This window comes from Polaribacter sp. (assembly GCF_049276715.1).
Taxonomy (GTDB): Bacteria; Bacteroidota; Bacteroidia; order Flavobacteriales; family Flavobacteriaceae; genus Polaribacter.
The window spans coordinates 12,844-28,805 of record NZ_JBASWY010000001.1 but is presented as its reverse complement, the minus strand read 5'-3'; the positions used below and the strand labels follow the sequence as shown (position 1 = coordinate 28,805).

Below are 15,962 nucleotides of genomic sequence, written 5' to 3'. Positions count from 1 at the left end.
AAAAAGTAATATTTTTTTCTAAGAACTGTCACAACTCAAAAATAGTTTTGTCTTTAGTATAGAAGTTTTTAATTGGAAATCAATCAACCACATATAACCAACCTTTTAGAACGCTGCAAATCGTCTGATAAAAATGCGCAGTTGGAATTGTACAAAGCATATTATAAAGCTATGTACAACTCAGCTTACCGAATTTTAAAAGATAGTTTTGAAGCAGAAGACATTATGCAAGAAGCTTTTTTAACGGCTTTCACAAAAATGGATTCGTATAAAGGTGAAGTAACATTTGGAGCTTGGCTAAAACGAATTGTAATCAATAAAAGTTTAACCCAGTTAAAGAAAAACAAACGCTACAAAGAAGTAAAAATGGAAGTAATTCCAAATGGTGAAATTCAAGATGAAGCAATTAATTACGCTGGTTTAAATCCGAAGATGGTTTTAAACTCTTTACATAATTTAAAAGATAATTATAGAGTTGTGCTTACCTTAAATTTAATAGAAGGTTTTGATTATGAAGAAATTGCACAGATTTTAAACTATACAAACGAAAATGTGAGAACCACAATCTCTAGAGCAAAGAAAAAATTAAAGCAAGTTTTACTTGCAGAAAATATACAAGTACAAGCATATGGAAAATAAATTAGACAACTTTTTTTCTGAAAATGATTTCGATTTTCAAGAACCACATTCTGGACATTTAGAGCGTTTTGAGCGCAAACTAAATCATCCAAAAAAACTAAACAGAACTTCTTGGAAATGGCTTCCTGTGGCAGCATCTGTAGTTTTAGTCTTGGGTTTTTGGTTGGGAACTCATCATCAAAAAAGACAAATTGAATTGGCAGATGTTTCTCCGAAAATGGAAGAAGTTCAAAACTATTTTGTTTCTACCATCAATAAAGAATTAAAAAATATTGAGAGCAATAGAAGTTTAGAAACAGAAACTGTTATTGAACAAGCTTTAGACAAATTAGAAGAGCTAGAGGAAAGCTATAATTTCTTTCTTACAGAATTAAATGTTGCTGGAAATCAATCTAAAATTATTAATGCTATGATTAAAAATTATCAGCAGCGTTTGCAAATTTTAGAAAATGTGTTGCAACAAATCGAACAAATAAAAAATCCTAAACTTTTAAATAATGAAATCTATATATAAAATTACACTCTTATTTTTACTTTTTCCATTCATATCATTTGCTAATAATGATGAAAAAAAACACGAAAAAAGTAGAGTCATTAAAAAAGAATACAAAGTTAATAAAGATGCAAAAGTGTCGATTGATAACAAATACGGACACTTAAATGTTACAACTTGGGATAAAAATATGGTAGAAATCGAAGTTACTATTATTGTAAAAGGTGACGATTTAGACCAAGTAGAAGACAGAATCTCTGAAATTGATGTTTATTTTGAAGCATCTGCAAACATGGTTTCTGCAAAAACAAATTTCGAAAAAGAAAAAAATAGTTGGTCTTTTTGGAAAAAAAACAACAACTTGAACTACGAAATTAACTACAGAGTAAAAATGCCAAAAACAAATGCTGTAGATTTAAATAATGATTATGGTGATATTTATTTAAGTGATTTGGCTGGTGTAGCCAACATTAATTGCGATTATGGTAAAATTTCTGTAGGTAATTTAATGGCAAATAATAACAATATTAATCTAGATTATTGCTCAGCATCAACAATAAATTATATGAAAAGTGGTAATATTAATGCAGATTACTCTAAAATAACTATTGAAGAATCTGACCAAGTAAAAGTGAATACAGATTATTCCACTTTAAAATTTGGTAAAATTGGTGAAATTGATTTTAATGCAGATTATGGTGCAATTTCTATTGATGAAGCAAATACCGTAAATGGAAATTCAGATTATACTGGCATGAGTTTTGGAACTATAAGAAAAAACTTAACAATAGATACAGATTATGGTTCAGTTTCTGTAAAAAGACTTGTAAAAGGTTTCGAAAATGTAAACATTAGTGGACAGTATGCAGGGATTAGAATAGATGTGGACGCAGATGCTGTTTTCGATTTTGAACTAGATTTGCAATACGCAAGTTTTAAAGGTGATGAGGATAAAATGGAGTTTAACAAAAAAATATCGAAGTCTTCCAAAAAATATTACGAAGGTAAATATGGTAAAGGAAATTCAAATTCTCGCATCAAAATAAAATCGCAATATGGAGGCGTTTCAATAAAATCTAATAATTAAAAAATCAACTTAAAAATAAAAAATCATGTTTAAAAAAATTACACTATCACTTTTGGTATTTGCATTTACATTGTCTATGAATGCGCAAGATTGGAATAGCAAAAAAATAAAAGGAAATGGAAATGTAGTAACTGTAAAAAGAACTACACAAGTTTACGATGGTATTTCTGTTGGCGGTTCTTTCGATGTAATTCTAGTAAAAGGAAAAGAAGGTAATATTACTATTGAAGGCGAAGAAAATGTAATACCTTACATAGAAACTGAAGTAAACAATAATAAACTTCAAATAAAGTATGAAAAAAATGTAAATATCAACACTACAAAAAGATTGACTGTAACTGTTACTTATGAAGATATTGATATGGTTTCTTTAGGTGGTTCTGGTAATGTTACAAGCGAAGGAACTATAAAAAGCAAAGATTTTTCTGCTTCTTTGGGTGGTTCTGGAAACATCATTTTAACTGTTGTTGCTGATGAAGTTAGCGCAAATATTGGTGGTTCTGGAAACATTAAGCTTTCTGGAAGTGCTAACGAGATTACTTGTTCTATTGCAGGTTCTGGAAGTATAAAAGCTTTCGATTTAACTACAGATTCTATAAATGCAAATATTGCAGGTTCTGGAAGTATAAATATTACTGTTAAAACAAAAATTAAAGCGAAAGTTGTTGGCTCTGGAAGTATTTATTATAAAGGAAATCCTTCCACTATAGACAGTAAAACTGTTGGTTCTGGAGATGTAATTGATAAAAATTAAGAAGCTAAAGCCCATCAAAATTATTATTCCCCTAAATCTTCCTAAAAGGAAGTGTTGAAAATGTGAACGATTTTCTAAAAAACTTGAAAACTCTAAAATGAATTGTCATTTTAGAGTTTTTTTTATCTTGTTTCTTGTCTCCCAAGAATCAATAATTTCTATACTTCTGTGTTTCAGTAAAAATGTGTTCTAAGATTCGTTGTTCCACCTCATCAAAAACAATATTTCTACGTTTCATAACAACTTTAGCAACCTCAAAAACTTTATCCGTTTTGTATTCTGTAAAGCCAGATGAACCTCCCCAACTAAAAGAAGGCATAAAATTTCTTGGAAATCCGCTACCAAAAATATTGGCAGAAACTCCAACTACAGTTCCTGTGTTAAACATTGTATTGATGCCACATTTAGAATGATCGCCCATCATTAAACCACAAAATTGCAAACCAGTTTTTGCAAAACGACCTGTATTGTAATCCCATAATTTTACTTCTGCATAATTATTTTTTAGGTTCGAATTGTTTGTATCTGCTCCTAAGTTGCACCATTCACCTAATACAGAATTTCCTAAAAAACCATCATGTCCTTTATTAGAATACCCCATTAAAACTGAGTTATTTACTTCTCCACCCACTTTACAATGAGGACCTAAAGTAGTTGCTCCATAAATTTTAGCTCCTAATTTTAAGGTAGAATGTTCGCACATTGCCAAGGCACCTCTTACAACACAACCTTCCATAATTTCTGCATCTTTACCAATATAAATTGGCCCATCAGTGGCATTTAAAAATGCAAAAGTTATTTTTGCACCTTCTTCTATGAAAATATTTTTTTGATTGATGCATTGCACAGTTTCAGGAATTGGCTCAGAGGTTCTGCCTTCTGTAATCAAATCAAAATCTTGCTGAATTGCCTTGTCATTTAATGCAAAAATATCCCAAGTGTTATTTATTTTTATCAATTCTTCATCAAACTCAATTTGCTTGTAATTGTCAAAATTAACCTCCTCCTGTGTGTCTTTTGTAAAAAATGCAATTACATCATCACCTTTAAAAATGGCTTCGTTTTCTGATAGATTTTTCACTTTATCCACCAAACTTTTTGTTGGACAAAATGATGCGTTTATCATTACATTTTCTTCCAATTCAATCATTGGATATTTTTCTTCTAAATATTCTTCAGTAATTGTTGTAGTTGTTAAACCTAAATGTTTTTCCCATTTTTCTCTAATGGTTAAAATTCCAACTCTTAAATCTGCAACTGGTTTTGTATAAGTAAATGGCAATAATGAGTTTCTAACATCACCATCAAATAAAATATAGTTCATTTTTAATTTTTACGAATTACACAAATTTACTTTTTTTAACCCACAAAAAAAACCGATTGTAAAAAATTACAATCGGTTTTTTTTAACTAACCTAAAAATCTATTATTGTTTGATAAATTTTTGTGTTCCTATTTTATCATCAGAAAGTACTTTTAAGATGTAAATTCCAGTTGATAAATTATTTACATTTATTGTATTACTTGAACTTGTTACACTTCTTGTTAAAGCTAATTTACCAATTTGATCATAAAATTGAACTGTTGCATTTGATGACCCAGAAGGTAATTGAATAGTTAAACTCTCTGAAGCTGGATTTGGATACATTTCAAAATCTAAACGATTTGCTTCTAAAGTACTTAAAACTCCAGCAACAGTTGCTCCTCTATTGCCTCCATGATATGCATAACTAGTAGATGATCCATGTGCCCAAATCATTGTAAGATTTCCTGTATTAGGATTAAACACAAAATCATTTGAATCTCCTGTATTATTAGCTCTTGTAACCACCATAGTTCTAGTACTTCCAGATACTGAGTTAGATTGCAAAGACCAATCTTGTTGACTATCTGCTGTAGGTAAAAAGCGACCTGTAGATTTTGCATCTGTAATTGTAGTTCCATCAGACCTAAAAACATCTGCACCAGCACTCATATTTGAACCTCCAAAACCCACTGAAAACCAAACGTTAGAGGGAACAACTAAAGTTAATGTAGTAGTATTTGTAGCTCCGCTAATTGATACACTTGCAGAAAAATTAGAATTAAAGTTTATGGCACCTGTTCCAAAAACTTGTGCGTTAGCATTAAAACCTAATGCAATTAAAGATAAAATAAGTAGTGTTCTTTTCATGTTACTTGTTGTTTAATAGTTGAATTATATTTGAATTTCCTTTTATTTTTGCATAATCTAATGCAGAATTGCCTCTATTGTCTTTTAAAGTAATGCTTGCTTTGGCAGCTACTAAAAGTTTTGTGATTTCTTCTAAATCGAACATAACAGCATAATGTAAAGCTGTTGTTCCATTTGGGTCTGTTGCATTTATATTTACTTTCTTTTTAATTAATAACATTACTAATTCTGTATTACTTTTAACTACTGCTGCCATTAATGGTGTACCATAACCACTTTTAGCATTAATATTTTTTACATTATTAATCAAGTATTTTGCAACTTCATTATTACCAGAATAACAAGATAGCGTTAAAGGTGTATACCCTTCTTTGCTTACTTTATTAATAATTTCTGGGTTCTTTTTTTCAGCAGCTTTTAACTCAATTAAACTACCATTTCTTGCAATATCAAATATTGATTTTTCTTGAGAAAACCCATTTACAGTGTAAATTGATAAAAAGAAAATAAAAAGTATTTTTCTGATCATAATAAAATATTCTTTTTTCATAAAAAGTGTATGTGTTTTAGATTACAAAAACATAATAATATCTTTTTTGTAAATTTAAATGTAATTATTTAAAATTCCTTTCAAATAAAGTCATTTTATAAAAATCATTAAAAAATATGACCACCAAGAGGAAAAATTAGTCTTAAAAAGGAATATTATTAGTTGAAAAGTATCACTTTTTAGAAATCTTAAAAAGAATTTTAAAAAATGAATTGTATTTTTGACCTATGACTGAAAAAAAAATACTGTACAAACATATTAGTGAATCTCAATTAACTATTACAGAGTTAATGTTGCCTTCACACTCTAATTTTAGTGGTAAAATTCATGGAGGACATATTTTAAATTTAATGGATCAAATTGCTTTTGCTTGCGCCTCTAAACATTCTGGCAATTATTGCGTAACTGCTTCTGTTAATAAAGTAGATTTTCTTAACCCAATTGAAGTTGGTGAATTAGTAACTTTAAAAGCTTCTATCAATTTTACGGGTAGAACTTCTATGGTTGTAGGTTTACGAGTAGATTCTGAAAACATTAGAACAGGCACAAAAAAACATTGTAACTCTTCTTATTTTACCATGGTTGCTAAAGACGATACTGGAAAAAGTGCCCCTGTTCCAGGAATTATTTTAACCACAAAAAACGAGATTAGACGTTTTGCAAGAAGTATTACCAGACAACAAGAAGGTAAAAATAGAATGTCTAGATTTAACAGTAAAATTTTTAAAGCCGATGATTATTTACACCTTTTTGAAAACAGCAATTCTAAAATTGAGTTGAAAGAAAAATAAGGGTTTTTCAATATTGATTTTTTAAATCTTCTTTGATCTATTTTTAAACTCCAAATTTATTTAAAATAAATGCCTACTTTCACTTTCAATCATATAGCAATTTCAGTACAAGATGTACAAGAATCTATTAATTTTTATCAAAAGGTTTTGCAACTTAAAGAAATTGAGAATACTGCTTCAGACTCAGAAACAAGATGGTTATCATTTAATGATGGAAGACAATTGCATTTAATTCCTCGTCCAAATGATGAAATAAAAATTAATAAAGCTATTCATTTTGCATTGGCAACGTCTGATATGAATGCTGTTGTAAAACGCCTAAAAGATTTAAAAATCGATTTTTATGATTGGCCTGGAACAGTAAACAAAGTTTATATAAGAAAAGATGGAATTCAACAAATTTACTTTCAAGATCCAAATGGTTATTGGATTGAAATAAACAATGATATTTAATTTATTTCAAATACCTATTTGGTTTTTGATTCATTTTGAGATGCATGATTTTTACATCAAACTAAAAATGATGCAATTAAAAAGTAGATGCAAGATTGTTAACTTTAATAATGAGTGTTCATTTCATTCATCTGCTTTCAGCATTTCAGTAGCTTTATCTTTCTTAAAACAGATTTACTAAAAAGTTCGAGAAATATTGAATCCTAAATGGATATCACCTCCAAAAAAATTGCCTGTGGTTTCTGCAATAAAACTTTTTTCAATCATGGTAATTGCATTCGATAAAATGATCTGAAATACATGACCTCCAGTTTCTATGTCAACACCAAAAGCTAAAGAGTTTCTGGCATCAATGGAGGCAGATTCGTTAAACGCATAGTAATATTCGCTATTAAAAGAAACTCTGTTGCTTAACTTTATACGAGTTCCTAAACCCAATGCAAAAATATCATGTGGATCTGAAGCTATTTTTACGGTATTTCTATGGATATAAGTAGGTGTTAGTTGAAAAGAAAAAGACGAACTTACTTTTCTAGCTATTAAAACTTGGCCAACATAATTTAAGCTTTCTGCAAAACTTCTTGGGTCTGAAGGTGCATAATCTTTAATGGTTTTAATGGCTACACTTCCAAAAAGTGACACTGCAAATGGAAAAGATTTTTCTCCTGTTCGCTGTTTTATCCAACTATATTTTAAGAAACCATCATACGTTTTTTCGAAACTACTTCTTCCTGCTCCAATGGTTAAATTGTCTGTTAAACCATATTCTAAAGAGAAACGAATATTCGATTGGTCTAAACCAAAAAGTTCATCAAAGCCTGAGTTGATTCGCCCAAATCTATGAGATATAATAAACTCTAATTCCCTGTCTTTTCTATTTTCTATAGAATGTCCGTTTAAAATTCGTGTTCCTTTAAAGGTAGCTGTTACAATTTCTTTGGTTTTGTTTTCTGGTGTTTCATCATCTAAAATATCTAACAAATCGTCTTGACAAAATACAGAAGTACTCACAAATAGTAATAAAATGGCTAGTCGTAATTTTTTCATTGTGTTATTTTTTAAATGGTGTATGATTAAAATTGAAAGTCACTTTTATATTCTTTGCAATATTTTTTGCAACGACAGATGGAATTTCGATTTCAAAATCTTCTAAATTTACCAAGAAATCTCCATCCACTAAAATGGTATCTACAGTTCTTTTCATATTGGCTTCTATGGTTATTTCTTTAGAAACTCCATGAATTGTTAAAATACCTTTCACTTGTTTTTTACTCGTTGTTTCGTTTACATCATCAAAATTTAAAATTGTTCCTTTAAAAGTGGCTTTTGGAAACTTGTCAGATTCTACATAATTCTCATTAAAATGCTCTTGCATTAATGCTTTTTCAAATAAGAAGGATTTCATTAAAATTGAAATCGCCATTTGACTTTTTGTAGCATCTATAATACTTAAAACTTGGTTATTATCTGCTGTAATATCTTCCATTGGTGCTTTTGAGAAAAAGTTAATAGCACCATTTCTTGTTAAATATCTTTCTTGACTGTTGCTAATTGTTACAAATAAAAAACAACATAAAATTGTTATAATTGGTTTCATGATTTGGATTGATTTTAGTTAGTTGATAATTTCTGCTTTCACAATAATTACGTCCATTAAATAGCCAGTGCAAATTCCTTTTAGTTTCAAAGAATTTCCTGCTGCTATCGAACTTATTTTTTGTGTTGATTCATCAGATAAATGGCAAATAACACTGCCAAAATCATCATTTGTTTTTAGGGTGATGATTCCTTTTTCTTTCTCAATTTTTACTTCAGAAACAATTCCTTCTACTTCTATAATTTTTTCTAAATATTTTAAGTTGGCTGTAGTTTCATCCGAAGAAAAATCTTCCAATATTTTGTTGGCAGTAATTGTAATATCTGAAGATGTTTCTGTAATATTTACATGAGGTTTGTTGTACATTTTATAAGCAATAAATGCACCAGCAATTCCTAAAATAAAAATTGCAATGATTATTTTTTTAAGTTTCATCATCTGTATTTTAGTTGTTTAAGGCTCCTGCATCTACCCAACAAGAAATTGCCTGAATTTCATCATTCGTTAAAGAATTTCCTTGTGGCATTCTTCTACTAACCACTTCTGCTTTTACACTATTTGCATTGGCACTCGTACCATTGTAAGTAGTTAAATTGGGAAAATTACCTCCATTTCCATGGCAAACAATACAGTTATTATCTATAATTGGTTTTACATTTAAAGTGTAGGTTATAGTTTCACAAGGATCTACATTTGGGTTTTCTTCAATTAAAGCTTCCTCTACGTTGGTTAAACAAGAAGTTAAAAACACACTTAATAAAAGTATTAAAAACTCTTTCTTAAATTTTAGGTTGATTTTCATTTTTAGCTAGGTTTATATTACATAGCAAAATAACTAAAATAAAACAATTGGCAAAGAACGAACCTTTGTAAAGAGGAAATAAAAAGTATAAAAGGGAAAAAAACGAGTTAAAAGAATATTAGTTTTCCATCATTTTAAGGATATAAAACTACATATTTAGCCATTGTTTAAATTCGGCTGCTTTATTTTTGCTAATCAAAATTTCTTCGGATGTTTTAGAGTGTAAAACAATTTTTAACTGGCTATTGCCATATTTAATTATTTTATCAATAGCAGTAATACTGATAATAAATTGTCTGTTTGCTCTAAAAAATAAAGCAGAATTTAGTTGTGTATACATATCGTCTAAACTCAAATTTGTAGTTGGTTTTCTACCATCAAAACAAACCACATAAGTAATGGTATTTTCTGTATAAACATAAGCAATTTCTTCTATGGCAATAGGCACTAATTCGTTTCTTATGTAGGTAAGAATTCTTTTTTTCTCGATTTCTAAAGGTTCTTCAACAATATTTTCTACAGGTTTTTCAGCCACCTTTTGCTTGTAATTAACCAAATCTGAATTCAATTTAGAAAGACTCACAACTTCTGATGTTAAAGAAGCATATTTTAATTCGAGTTGTTTTTCGTAAGTGCTACCCAAAATTCTTACTGCTAAAAACGATAATAGAATTACCAAAATTCCCATCACAAAAAATATGAGGTAAAAATTAGTTTTTAATGTTTTCATTTGATTTTTAATACTGCTAATATTCACGTTTGCAGCTACTATTAAATCGGAATTTTTAACAGGAGATATGTATACAATTTCGGATATGGATTCGTTTGTATTACTTGTTAACAAATAGTATAAATCTTCTGAATTATTTTTCTCTTTTAAAGAGGTTAATAGTGTTTGATTCGAATTTACCTGCTGCCCAACTTTTGTTTTATCTGGGTGGCAAACCTCTCTTCCACCCCAATTAAAAACGCTTACAAACCAACTATCTGTATTCGAATTTTCGATAATTTGCTGTAAATTACTTATGATATCTCCTTTTTCTATAGAGGATGATAATTGAAAATCGATCAGTTTTGCAATTTCATCTGCTTCTCTTTTGCTAGATTCTACTTGCACCTCTATTAATTGATCTGCGCTCACTTTTATAAAATATTGTGATGCAATTAAAGCAACCAACATAAAAATAGCAGTAATAGATAAAAAAGTAAAAAAGTAAAGTTTGTCTTTTTTCATAAGATTATAGAAAGGCGAAAGATACCAATATTTCTTTTTTTTACGAAGTCATAATTTCCTCTTTAAGTCTATTTTTTCCTTTTCATTGGTTTTTCTTTTGCAAAAGCAGTACATTTATTTTTCTTTGAGCAGTATGAGACCTAAAAATAAAATCTTTTTAATTCTTTTTTTAATTGCTATCGCAATTGGAGCTTATTATAGCTTCAATCCTTTGTTATCATCATCAGAAAAAAATTTAGAAAACGAAAAAGCAGAACTTGTTTTAAGTTCTAATGATTTAGTAAATGCCTATTCTAATAATGAAAAAAAATCTAACAATTTATATGCTGGAAAAATTATCGAAGTTACAGGAACCATTAAAGAAATTACTTTTTTAAATAATAGAAATACCATCATTTTAAATAGTAATCTAGAAACTTTTGGAGTAATTTGCGACTTACATTCAGATGAAATTGAAAAAATAAAACAACTAAAACCTAATCAAAAAATACGTGTAAAAGGCATTTGTAAAGGCTTCTTAAAAGATGTTATTTTGCTAAATTGCACTGTAGATATTTTACCAAATGAATAAACTTTTACCACTTTTTTTCCTCTTCATTTCTTTTGCAGATATTGATACTACACAAAATCAATTTATTGCAAGACAGGGTCAGATTACCTTTTTTTCTTACACCTCTGTAGAAAATATCGAAGCTCAAAATAACCAAGTTTTAAGCCTCTTAGATATTGATAAACAAGAAATTGCCATTAGTATGTTAATGCGTGCTTTTGTCTTTAAAAAAGATTTAATGTACGAACATTTTAACGAAAGTTACGTTGAGTCTGATTTGCATCCAAAAGCAAATTTTGAAGGAAAAATTATAAATTTTGATGCAAAAACAAGTGATCCTCAAACAAAAATAATTCGAGGAAAATTAACCATTCACGGAATTACGAAAGAGGTAGATATTAAATCTACCATTAAAAAAATTGATGAAAATTACTTAATTTCGGGAGAGTTTGATGTTTTTGTAAACGACTATCAAATTAAAATTCCGCCAATTTTAGCAAGTAATATTGCAAAAATGATTTCTATTAAATTCCAATTTCAATACCAACCTTATGAAGATTAAAAACATCACTAAATTTCTCGTTTTTTTATTTTTAGTTGTTGGCTCTTCTGCAAATGGGCAAGATTTGTTAGACAAATTAAATACCGAATTTCCAGACAATAATCCATTTGAAATTGCCACATTTAAAACCACAAGATTAGGTTTAGGACACTCCACAGAAACGAGAAAAAAAGGAGCTTTGCAATTGAGTGTTTATTTTAGATTTTGGGACACTCCAAGCGCACAAAGTCAAAGTTTTTTAGCAGATGAAACAAACACAAGATATGGTTTAGAATATGCCTTTACAGATAATTTTACGTTTGGTTTCGGTTACTCAGACTTTGATAAAATTACAGACGGATTTTTTAAATACAAACTTTTAAAACAAAAAAGAGATTCTAAAAAACATTTTGCAAGTATTACGCTTGTGCAAACACTCACACAAAAAAGTACACTAAATGCGAATGCTAATTTATATCAACCTTCATCGTCATCAAATACCTATGCTTTTGCAAGTCAGGTTTTAGTGGCTAGAAAGTTTAACTCTAATTTATCTTTACAAATTTCGCCTACTTTTATCCATAGAGAACAGAGTGCTTTAACCAACGATCCAAACAATCAGTTTGCCATTGGTTTTGGTGGTAGACACAAAATTGGTAAACATGCTTCTGTGGTTTCAGAATATTATTATGTTGCAAATCGTATAAAATCTTTCACCACTCATAATGCTTTTATGTTTGGTATCAATTGGGAAGTGAGCGATTTAATGTTACAGTTCCATTTAACAAATGCAAGAAGTTTTGCTGAAGATACTTTTATAACACAAACTACCAACAACTTTAATTTTAAAGACCCAAATTTACATTTTGGCTTTAATGCTACTTACATTATTCATACTCGAAAAAAGAAGTTTAAATAAGAAGGTTTTTACTTTTTGATATAATTCAACCAGATTCGCTAAAAAAGTTCTAAAAAAAAATCTACTTTATACCATAATACATGAAAAACAATATTTTAATCCTATTACTAATCTCTTCTTTTTATAATTTTTCTCAAAGTAAAGAAAATTTTGACTATCAGCTCTTTTCAAATCCAGATGCAGAGAATGAATTATCATTATATTTCAATAGAAACGTTTCCAAAGAACTTTTAAACGAGGCAAGATTTCAACCCGAAGAAAAAAATATCGTTTTATCTTTTAATATTAATAACGAAAATAAGCCGTTCAGAATTTCTATTAATAATTTCGGTTCACCAGATTTAAGGGAAAGCATTCTAAAAGCATTCGAAAATTATCCATTAGAAAAATTATCCATTGAAAAATTAGAAAAAAAAAATAGATACTCTCTGCAAATTATATCTGAAGAAGATGGGGAAAATATTTTTAATTGCAGCAGTAAAATTATTGCAGAAACACCACCCATTTGTTATAACTGCAATGATTTAAATTTTTACGAAGATATAAAAACGTGTTTAAATGTTGAAGTTGAAAAGCATTTTTACAATCAACTTAATTTTGATTTATTGAAGGAATTAGAAGATAAAGAAACAAACTTATTTATTGCATTTACTATTTCTGAAAATGGGTCTTTAATCAATAATAAATCAAATGTACCTGATTTTTTTGTGGATGAAGTTGAGAGAGTTTTAAAAACTTTTCCGCTTATAGAAAAGATAAGTACTTTAAATGACAAGCCTTTGGAGCCTATGCATAGTTTTACTATTTGGTTTGATAAAGATGAAAAACCTAAGTTAGAGGATATAAACTCGAAACTAAAAAAGATAGCTAAACCTACAAAAGATAATGATTTTGCAACCTATTTAAAGAGTAAAATTCCAATCGAAACTATTCAGAAAGCAAATTTAAATAGAATTAACAACAGACTTTATTTAAATTTTGAGTTGGTTGACAACAAACCAATTAACATCAATACTAACGCAAGATCCTCTGTTATACAAAATGAAATTATTAATGCTTTTAAAGAATATCCTTTAGAAAAATTTACTTTCTTAGATAAAAGTAAATTCAACAAACAAAACATTCAAATTCTATTTTTTGAAAACAATGAAATTGCCATCAATACAAATACTGTTATCACAAATGTAAAAACGCCGATATTTCCAGGTTGTAAAAACTCTGCAGATATTGAAGACTTAAAAAATTGTTTTAGTAAAAATGTTCAAAAACATTTTTCTAAAAAATTTAATTCTCGTTTACCTAATAATTTGGGCTTATCACAAGGAAGAATAAGAGTTTTTATCGGTTTTAAAATAGATAAAACTGGTAAAATTGTTAATATAATAGTTAAAGCTCCTCATCCTGCAATAAAAAAAGAAGTTGTAAGGGTTATGAGTAAATTACCTTTGGTTGAGCCTGGTAATGACTCAGGAAATAACGTAACGTTTAGATATTCCATTCCTTTTACAATGATTGTTGAATAATTATCTAAAGTAAATGTGTATATAAATATAAAACAAAAATCTACATTTGCAGCATGCGAATAGATATCATTTCAGTAGCTCCAGACTTATTAGAAAGTCCTTTTAACCATTCTATTGTAAAAAGAGCAAAAGAAAAAGGTTTGGCGGAAATTGTAATTCACGATTTACGCAAATTCGGTTTAGGTAATTACAAACAAATAGATGATACGCAATTTGGTGGTGGAGCAGGAATGGTTTTAATGATTGAACCAATTTCAAATTGCATAAAACAATTACAAACTGAAAGAACCTATGATGAAATCATTTACATGACTCCAGATGCAAAAACACTTAATCAATCCACAGCAAATACACTTTCTTTAAAAGAAAATATTTTGATTTTAACTGGGCATTATAAAGGTGTAGATCAACGAATTAGAGACAAATACATTACCAAAGAAATATCTATTGGCGATTATGTTTTAACAGGTGGTGAGTTGGCTGCTGCAGTTTTAGTAGATGCAATTGTACGCTTAATTCCTGGTGTTATTGGTGATGAGCAATCTGCACTTACAGATTCTTTTCAAGACAATTTATTATCTCCACCAGTTTATACAAGACCTGCAGAATTTGAAGGTATGAAAGTACCAGATATCTTACTCTCTGGAAATTTTCCTAAAATAGATGATTGGAGAAGCGAACAAGCATACAAAAGAACAGCACAAATAAGACCCGATTTATTAGATGAGTAAAACCTTATCAATAAAAAATAGTAATAAATGTATTTTTTAAATTACAGGTTTTCAATTTCTTCCATACTTAATATCCTGAATTCTTAGAATTCTAAAGTAAAACTAGAATCAATAATCATTAAAATAAAATGATAAATAACTTAAAAAGTTTTGAGTTTGCTATTCCACTAATTATCAAGCTAAAAAATAATAAATTTTAGTTTTATCAATTAAAAATAATTACTAAATTTGCACTCGCTAAAATAACCTCTGACGAAATGCGTGAAAGTTGTTTTTGTAAAATTATAAAATATTAAAATATGGAAGCTTTATTAAAGTTTGTTCAAGACGAGTTCGTAACAAAAAAAGAATTTGACACCTTTGATGCAGGTGATACAATTACTGTGTATTACGAAATTAAAGAGGGTGAAAAAGTACGTACTCAGTTTTTTAGAGGTGTAGTTATTCAAAGAAGAGGTTCTGGAACTTCAGAAACATTTACAATCAGAAAAATGTCTGGTACTGTTGGTGTAGAAAGAATTTTCCCTGTAAACTTGCCTTCTATTCAAAAAATTGAAGTTAATAAAAGAGGTAAAGTGCGTAGAGCGCGTATTTTCTACTTTAGAGGTCTTACTGGTAAAAAAGCTAGAATTACTGAAAAAAGAAGATAATCTCTTTCTACATAAAATTAAAAAAAGCGTTGTGAATTTCACAACGCTTTTTTTAATTAACAAATGTTCATAAGATTGGTTAATAATATGTTGATTTTTAATTCTTTAAAAAATTTGCAAAACTAGAAAACATCTTTATATTTACAACAGAAATATAAGTTGATTTGAAAGGTTTTAAAAAGCTTATCGCATAAATTAACTGTAAATCTATAGAGTAACGTTCTTTATATATTGTGAATCTTAAAATTAATTTTTTAAACAAAATTTAAATTTAAAGTAGAAATATGTTATCGTGATTATGATTTCTTCTTAAAATATTTTAAGAGTAGCAAAGAAACATCTATAGTTTTTTGATGAGTGAAATACTTACCGAAAATTAAAAAATGTTTCGAAAATGGAAATAGTAAACTATAATTAGCTCCATAAAAAGAGTAATATAAGAACTTTGTTCTTATTTGTTTTGTAGCAATACAGA

Annotated in this window: 20 protein-coding genes; 12 read left to right on the top strand and 8 right to left on the bottom strand. The window is 28.5% G+C overall.

Annotation, left to right across the window (positions count from 1 at the left end; all coding sequences use genetic code 11):
• Positions 1 to 72 precede the first annotated feature (72 nt).
• From WAO74_RS00150 to WAO74_RS00135, 4 genes are read left to right on the top strand one after another with little or no spacing between them, the layout of a single operon-like run.
• Complete coding sequence (locus tag WAO74_RS00150) at positions 73 to 639, top strand: RNA polymerase sigma factor (RefSeq protein ID WP_422158673.1); 567 nt, start codon at positions 73 to 75, stop codon at positions 637 to 639.
• Positions 629 to 1,153, top strand: coding sequence for a hypothetical protein (locus tag WAO74_RS00145; protein ID WP_422158671.1), 525 nt, complete (start codon positions 629 to 631; stop codon positions 1,151 to 1,153). Before WAO74_RS00150 ends, WAO74_RS00145 begins: the two co-directional genes overlap by 11 nt.
• A complete protein-coding gene (locus WAO74_RS00140; protein WP_422158670.1) occupies positions 1,137 to 2,219 on the top strand; it encodes a hypothetical protein in 1,083 nt (360 codons plus the stop codon). The genes WAO74_RS00145 and WAO74_RS00140 overlap by 17 nt, the downstream gene beginning before the upstream one ends.
• A gap of 25 nt (positions 2,220 to 2,244) precedes the next feature.
• Positions 2,245 to 2,973, top strand: coding sequence for a head GIN domain-containing protein (locus WAO74_RS00135; protein ID WP_422158668.1), 729 nt, complete (start codon positions 2,245 to 2,247; stop codon positions 2,971 to 2,973).
• A 148-nt stretch (positions 2,974 to 3,121) separates the two neighbouring features.
• On the opposite strand, the gene WAO74_RS00130 is transcribed toward WAO74_RS00135, so the two are convergent.
• The 3 genes from WAO74_RS00130 to WAO74_RS00120 all read right to left on the bottom strand — a co-directional run bounded on the left by WAO74_RS00130 (position 3,122) and on the right by WAO74_RS00120 (position 5,696).
• Complete coding sequence (locus WAO74_RS00130) at positions 3,122 to 4,297, bottom strand: GlmU family protein (protein WP_422158666.1); 1,176 nt, start codon at positions 4,295 to 4,297, stop codon at positions 3,122 to 3,124.
• A gap of 102 nt (positions 4,298 to 4,399) precedes the next feature.
• The gene (locus WAO74_RS00125; RefSeq protein ID WP_422158664.1) at positions 4,400 to 5,146 is read right to left on the bottom strand and encodes a T9SS type A sorting domain-containing protein; all 747 of its coding nucleotides are present in this window, start codon (positions 5,144 to 5,146) and stop codon (positions 4,400 to 4,402) included.
• Position 5,147: 1 nt separating this feature from the next.
• Positions 5,148 to 5,696 carry an ankyrin repeat domain-containing protein gene (locus WAO74_RS00120; protein WP_422158662.1) on the bottom strand — a complete coding sequence of 183 codons (549 nt, stop codon included), beginning with the start codon at positions 5,694 to 5,696 and terminating at the stop codon, positions 5,148 to 5,150.
• Between the two features lie 227 nt (positions 5,697 to 5,923).
• Between WAO74_RS00120 and WAO74_RS00115 the strand changes: the two genes are divergently transcribed.
• Positions 5,924 to 6,487 carry an acyl-CoA thioesterase gene (locus WAO74_RS00115; protein ID WP_422158661.1) on the top strand — a complete coding sequence of 188 codons (564 nt, stop codon included), beginning with the start codon at positions 5,924 to 5,926 and terminating at the stop codon, positions 6,485 to 6,487.
• A 69-nt stretch (positions 6,488 to 6,556) separates the two neighbouring features.
• On the top strand, positions 6,557 to 6,940 hold the full coding sequence (locus WAO74_RS00110; RefSeq protein ID WP_422158659.1) for a VOC family protein: 384 nt from the start codon (positions 6,557 to 6,559) through the stop codon (positions 6,938 to 6,940).
• A 177-nt stretch (positions 6,941 to 7,117) separates the two neighbouring features.
• On the opposite strand, the gene WAO74_RS00105 is transcribed toward WAO74_RS00110, so the two are convergent.
• The 5 genes from WAO74_RS00105 to WAO74_RS00085 form a co-directional block, all read right to left on the bottom strand.
• The gene (locus WAO74_RS00105) at positions 7,118 to 7,987 is read right to left on the bottom strand and encodes a DUF5777 family beta-barrel protein (RefSeq protein ID WP_422158658.1); all 870 of its coding nucleotides are present in this window, start codon (positions 7,985 to 7,987) and stop codon (positions 7,118 to 7,120) included.
• A 4-nt stretch (positions 7,988 to 7,991) separates the two neighbouring features.
• A complete protein-coding gene (locus tag WAO74_RS00100) occupies positions 7,992 to 8,537 on the bottom strand; it encodes a YceI family protein (RefSeq protein WP_422158656.1) in 546 nt (181 codons plus the stop codon).
• Between the two features lie 18 nt (positions 8,538 to 8,555).
• A complete protein-coding gene (locus WAO74_RS00095) occupies positions 8,556 to 8,975 on the bottom strand; it encodes an OB-fold protein (RefSeq protein WP_422158655.1) in 420 nt (139 codons plus the stop codon).
• 7 nt (positions 8,976 to 8,982) lie between these two features.
• Complete coding sequence (locus tag WAO74_RS00090) at positions 8,983 to 9,339, bottom strand: c-type cytochrome (protein WP_422158654.1); 357 nt, start codon at positions 9,337 to 9,339, stop codon at positions 8,983 to 8,985.
• 148 nt (positions 9,340 to 9,487) lie between these two features.
• Positions 9,488 to 10,573 (bottom strand): LytR/AlgR family response regulator transcription factor, encoded by a 1,086-nt coding sequence (locus tag WAO74_RS00085; RefSeq protein ID WP_422158652.1) that lies wholly within the window; start codon positions 10,571 to 10,573, stop codon positions 9,488 to 9,490.
• Between the two features lie 133 nt (positions 10,574 to 10,706).
• On the opposite strand from WAO74_RS00085, the gene WAO74_RS00080 reads away from it, so the two are divergent.
• The 6 genes from WAO74_RS00080 to rplS all read left to right on the top strand — a co-directional run bounded on the left by WAO74_RS00080 (position 10,707) and on the right by rplS (position 15,487).
• Complete coding sequence (locus tag WAO74_RS00080; protein ID WP_422158651.1) at positions 10,707 to 11,144, top strand: OB-fold protein; 438 nt, start codon at positions 10,707 to 10,709, stop codon at positions 11,142 to 11,144.
• Complete coding sequence (locus WAO74_RS00075; protein ID WP_422158649.1) at positions 11,137 to 11,685, top strand: YceI family protein; 549 nt, start codon at positions 11,137 to 11,139, stop codon at positions 11,683 to 11,685. The genes WAO74_RS00080 and WAO74_RS00075 overlap by 8 nt, the downstream gene beginning before the upstream one ends.
• The gene (locus tag WAO74_RS00070; protein ID WP_422158647.1) at positions 11,675 to 12,583 is read left to right on the top strand and encodes a DUF5777 family beta-barrel protein; all 909 of its coding nucleotides are present in this window, start codon (positions 11,675 to 11,677) and stop codon (positions 12,581 to 12,583) included. Before WAO74_RS00075 ends, WAO74_RS00070 begins: the two co-directional genes overlap by 11 nt.
• A gap of 80 nt (positions 12,584 to 12,663) precedes the next feature.
• The gene (locus WAO74_RS00065; protein ID WP_422158646.1) at positions 12,664 to 14,106 is read left to right on the top strand and encodes a hypothetical protein; all 1,443 of its coding nucleotides are present in this window, start codon (positions 12,664 to 12,666) and stop codon (positions 14,104 to 14,106) included.
• A 53-nt stretch (positions 14,107 to 14,159) separates the two neighbouring features.
• On the top strand, positions 14,160 to 14,837 hold the full coding sequence (trmD, locus tag WAO74_RS00060) for a tRNA (guanosine(37)-N1)-methyltransferase TrmD (RefSeq protein ID WP_422158644.1): 678 nt from the start codon (positions 14,160 to 14,162) through the stop codon (positions 14,835 to 14,837).
• Positions 14,838 to 15,136: 299 nt separating this feature from the next.
• Positions 15,137 to 15,487, top strand: coding sequence for a 50S ribosomal protein L19 (rplS, locus tag WAO74_RS00055; protein ID WP_422158642.1), 351 nt, complete (start codon positions 15,137 to 15,139; stop codon positions 15,485 to 15,487).
• The last annotated feature ends 475 nt before the right edge of the window (positions 15,488 to 15,962 follow it).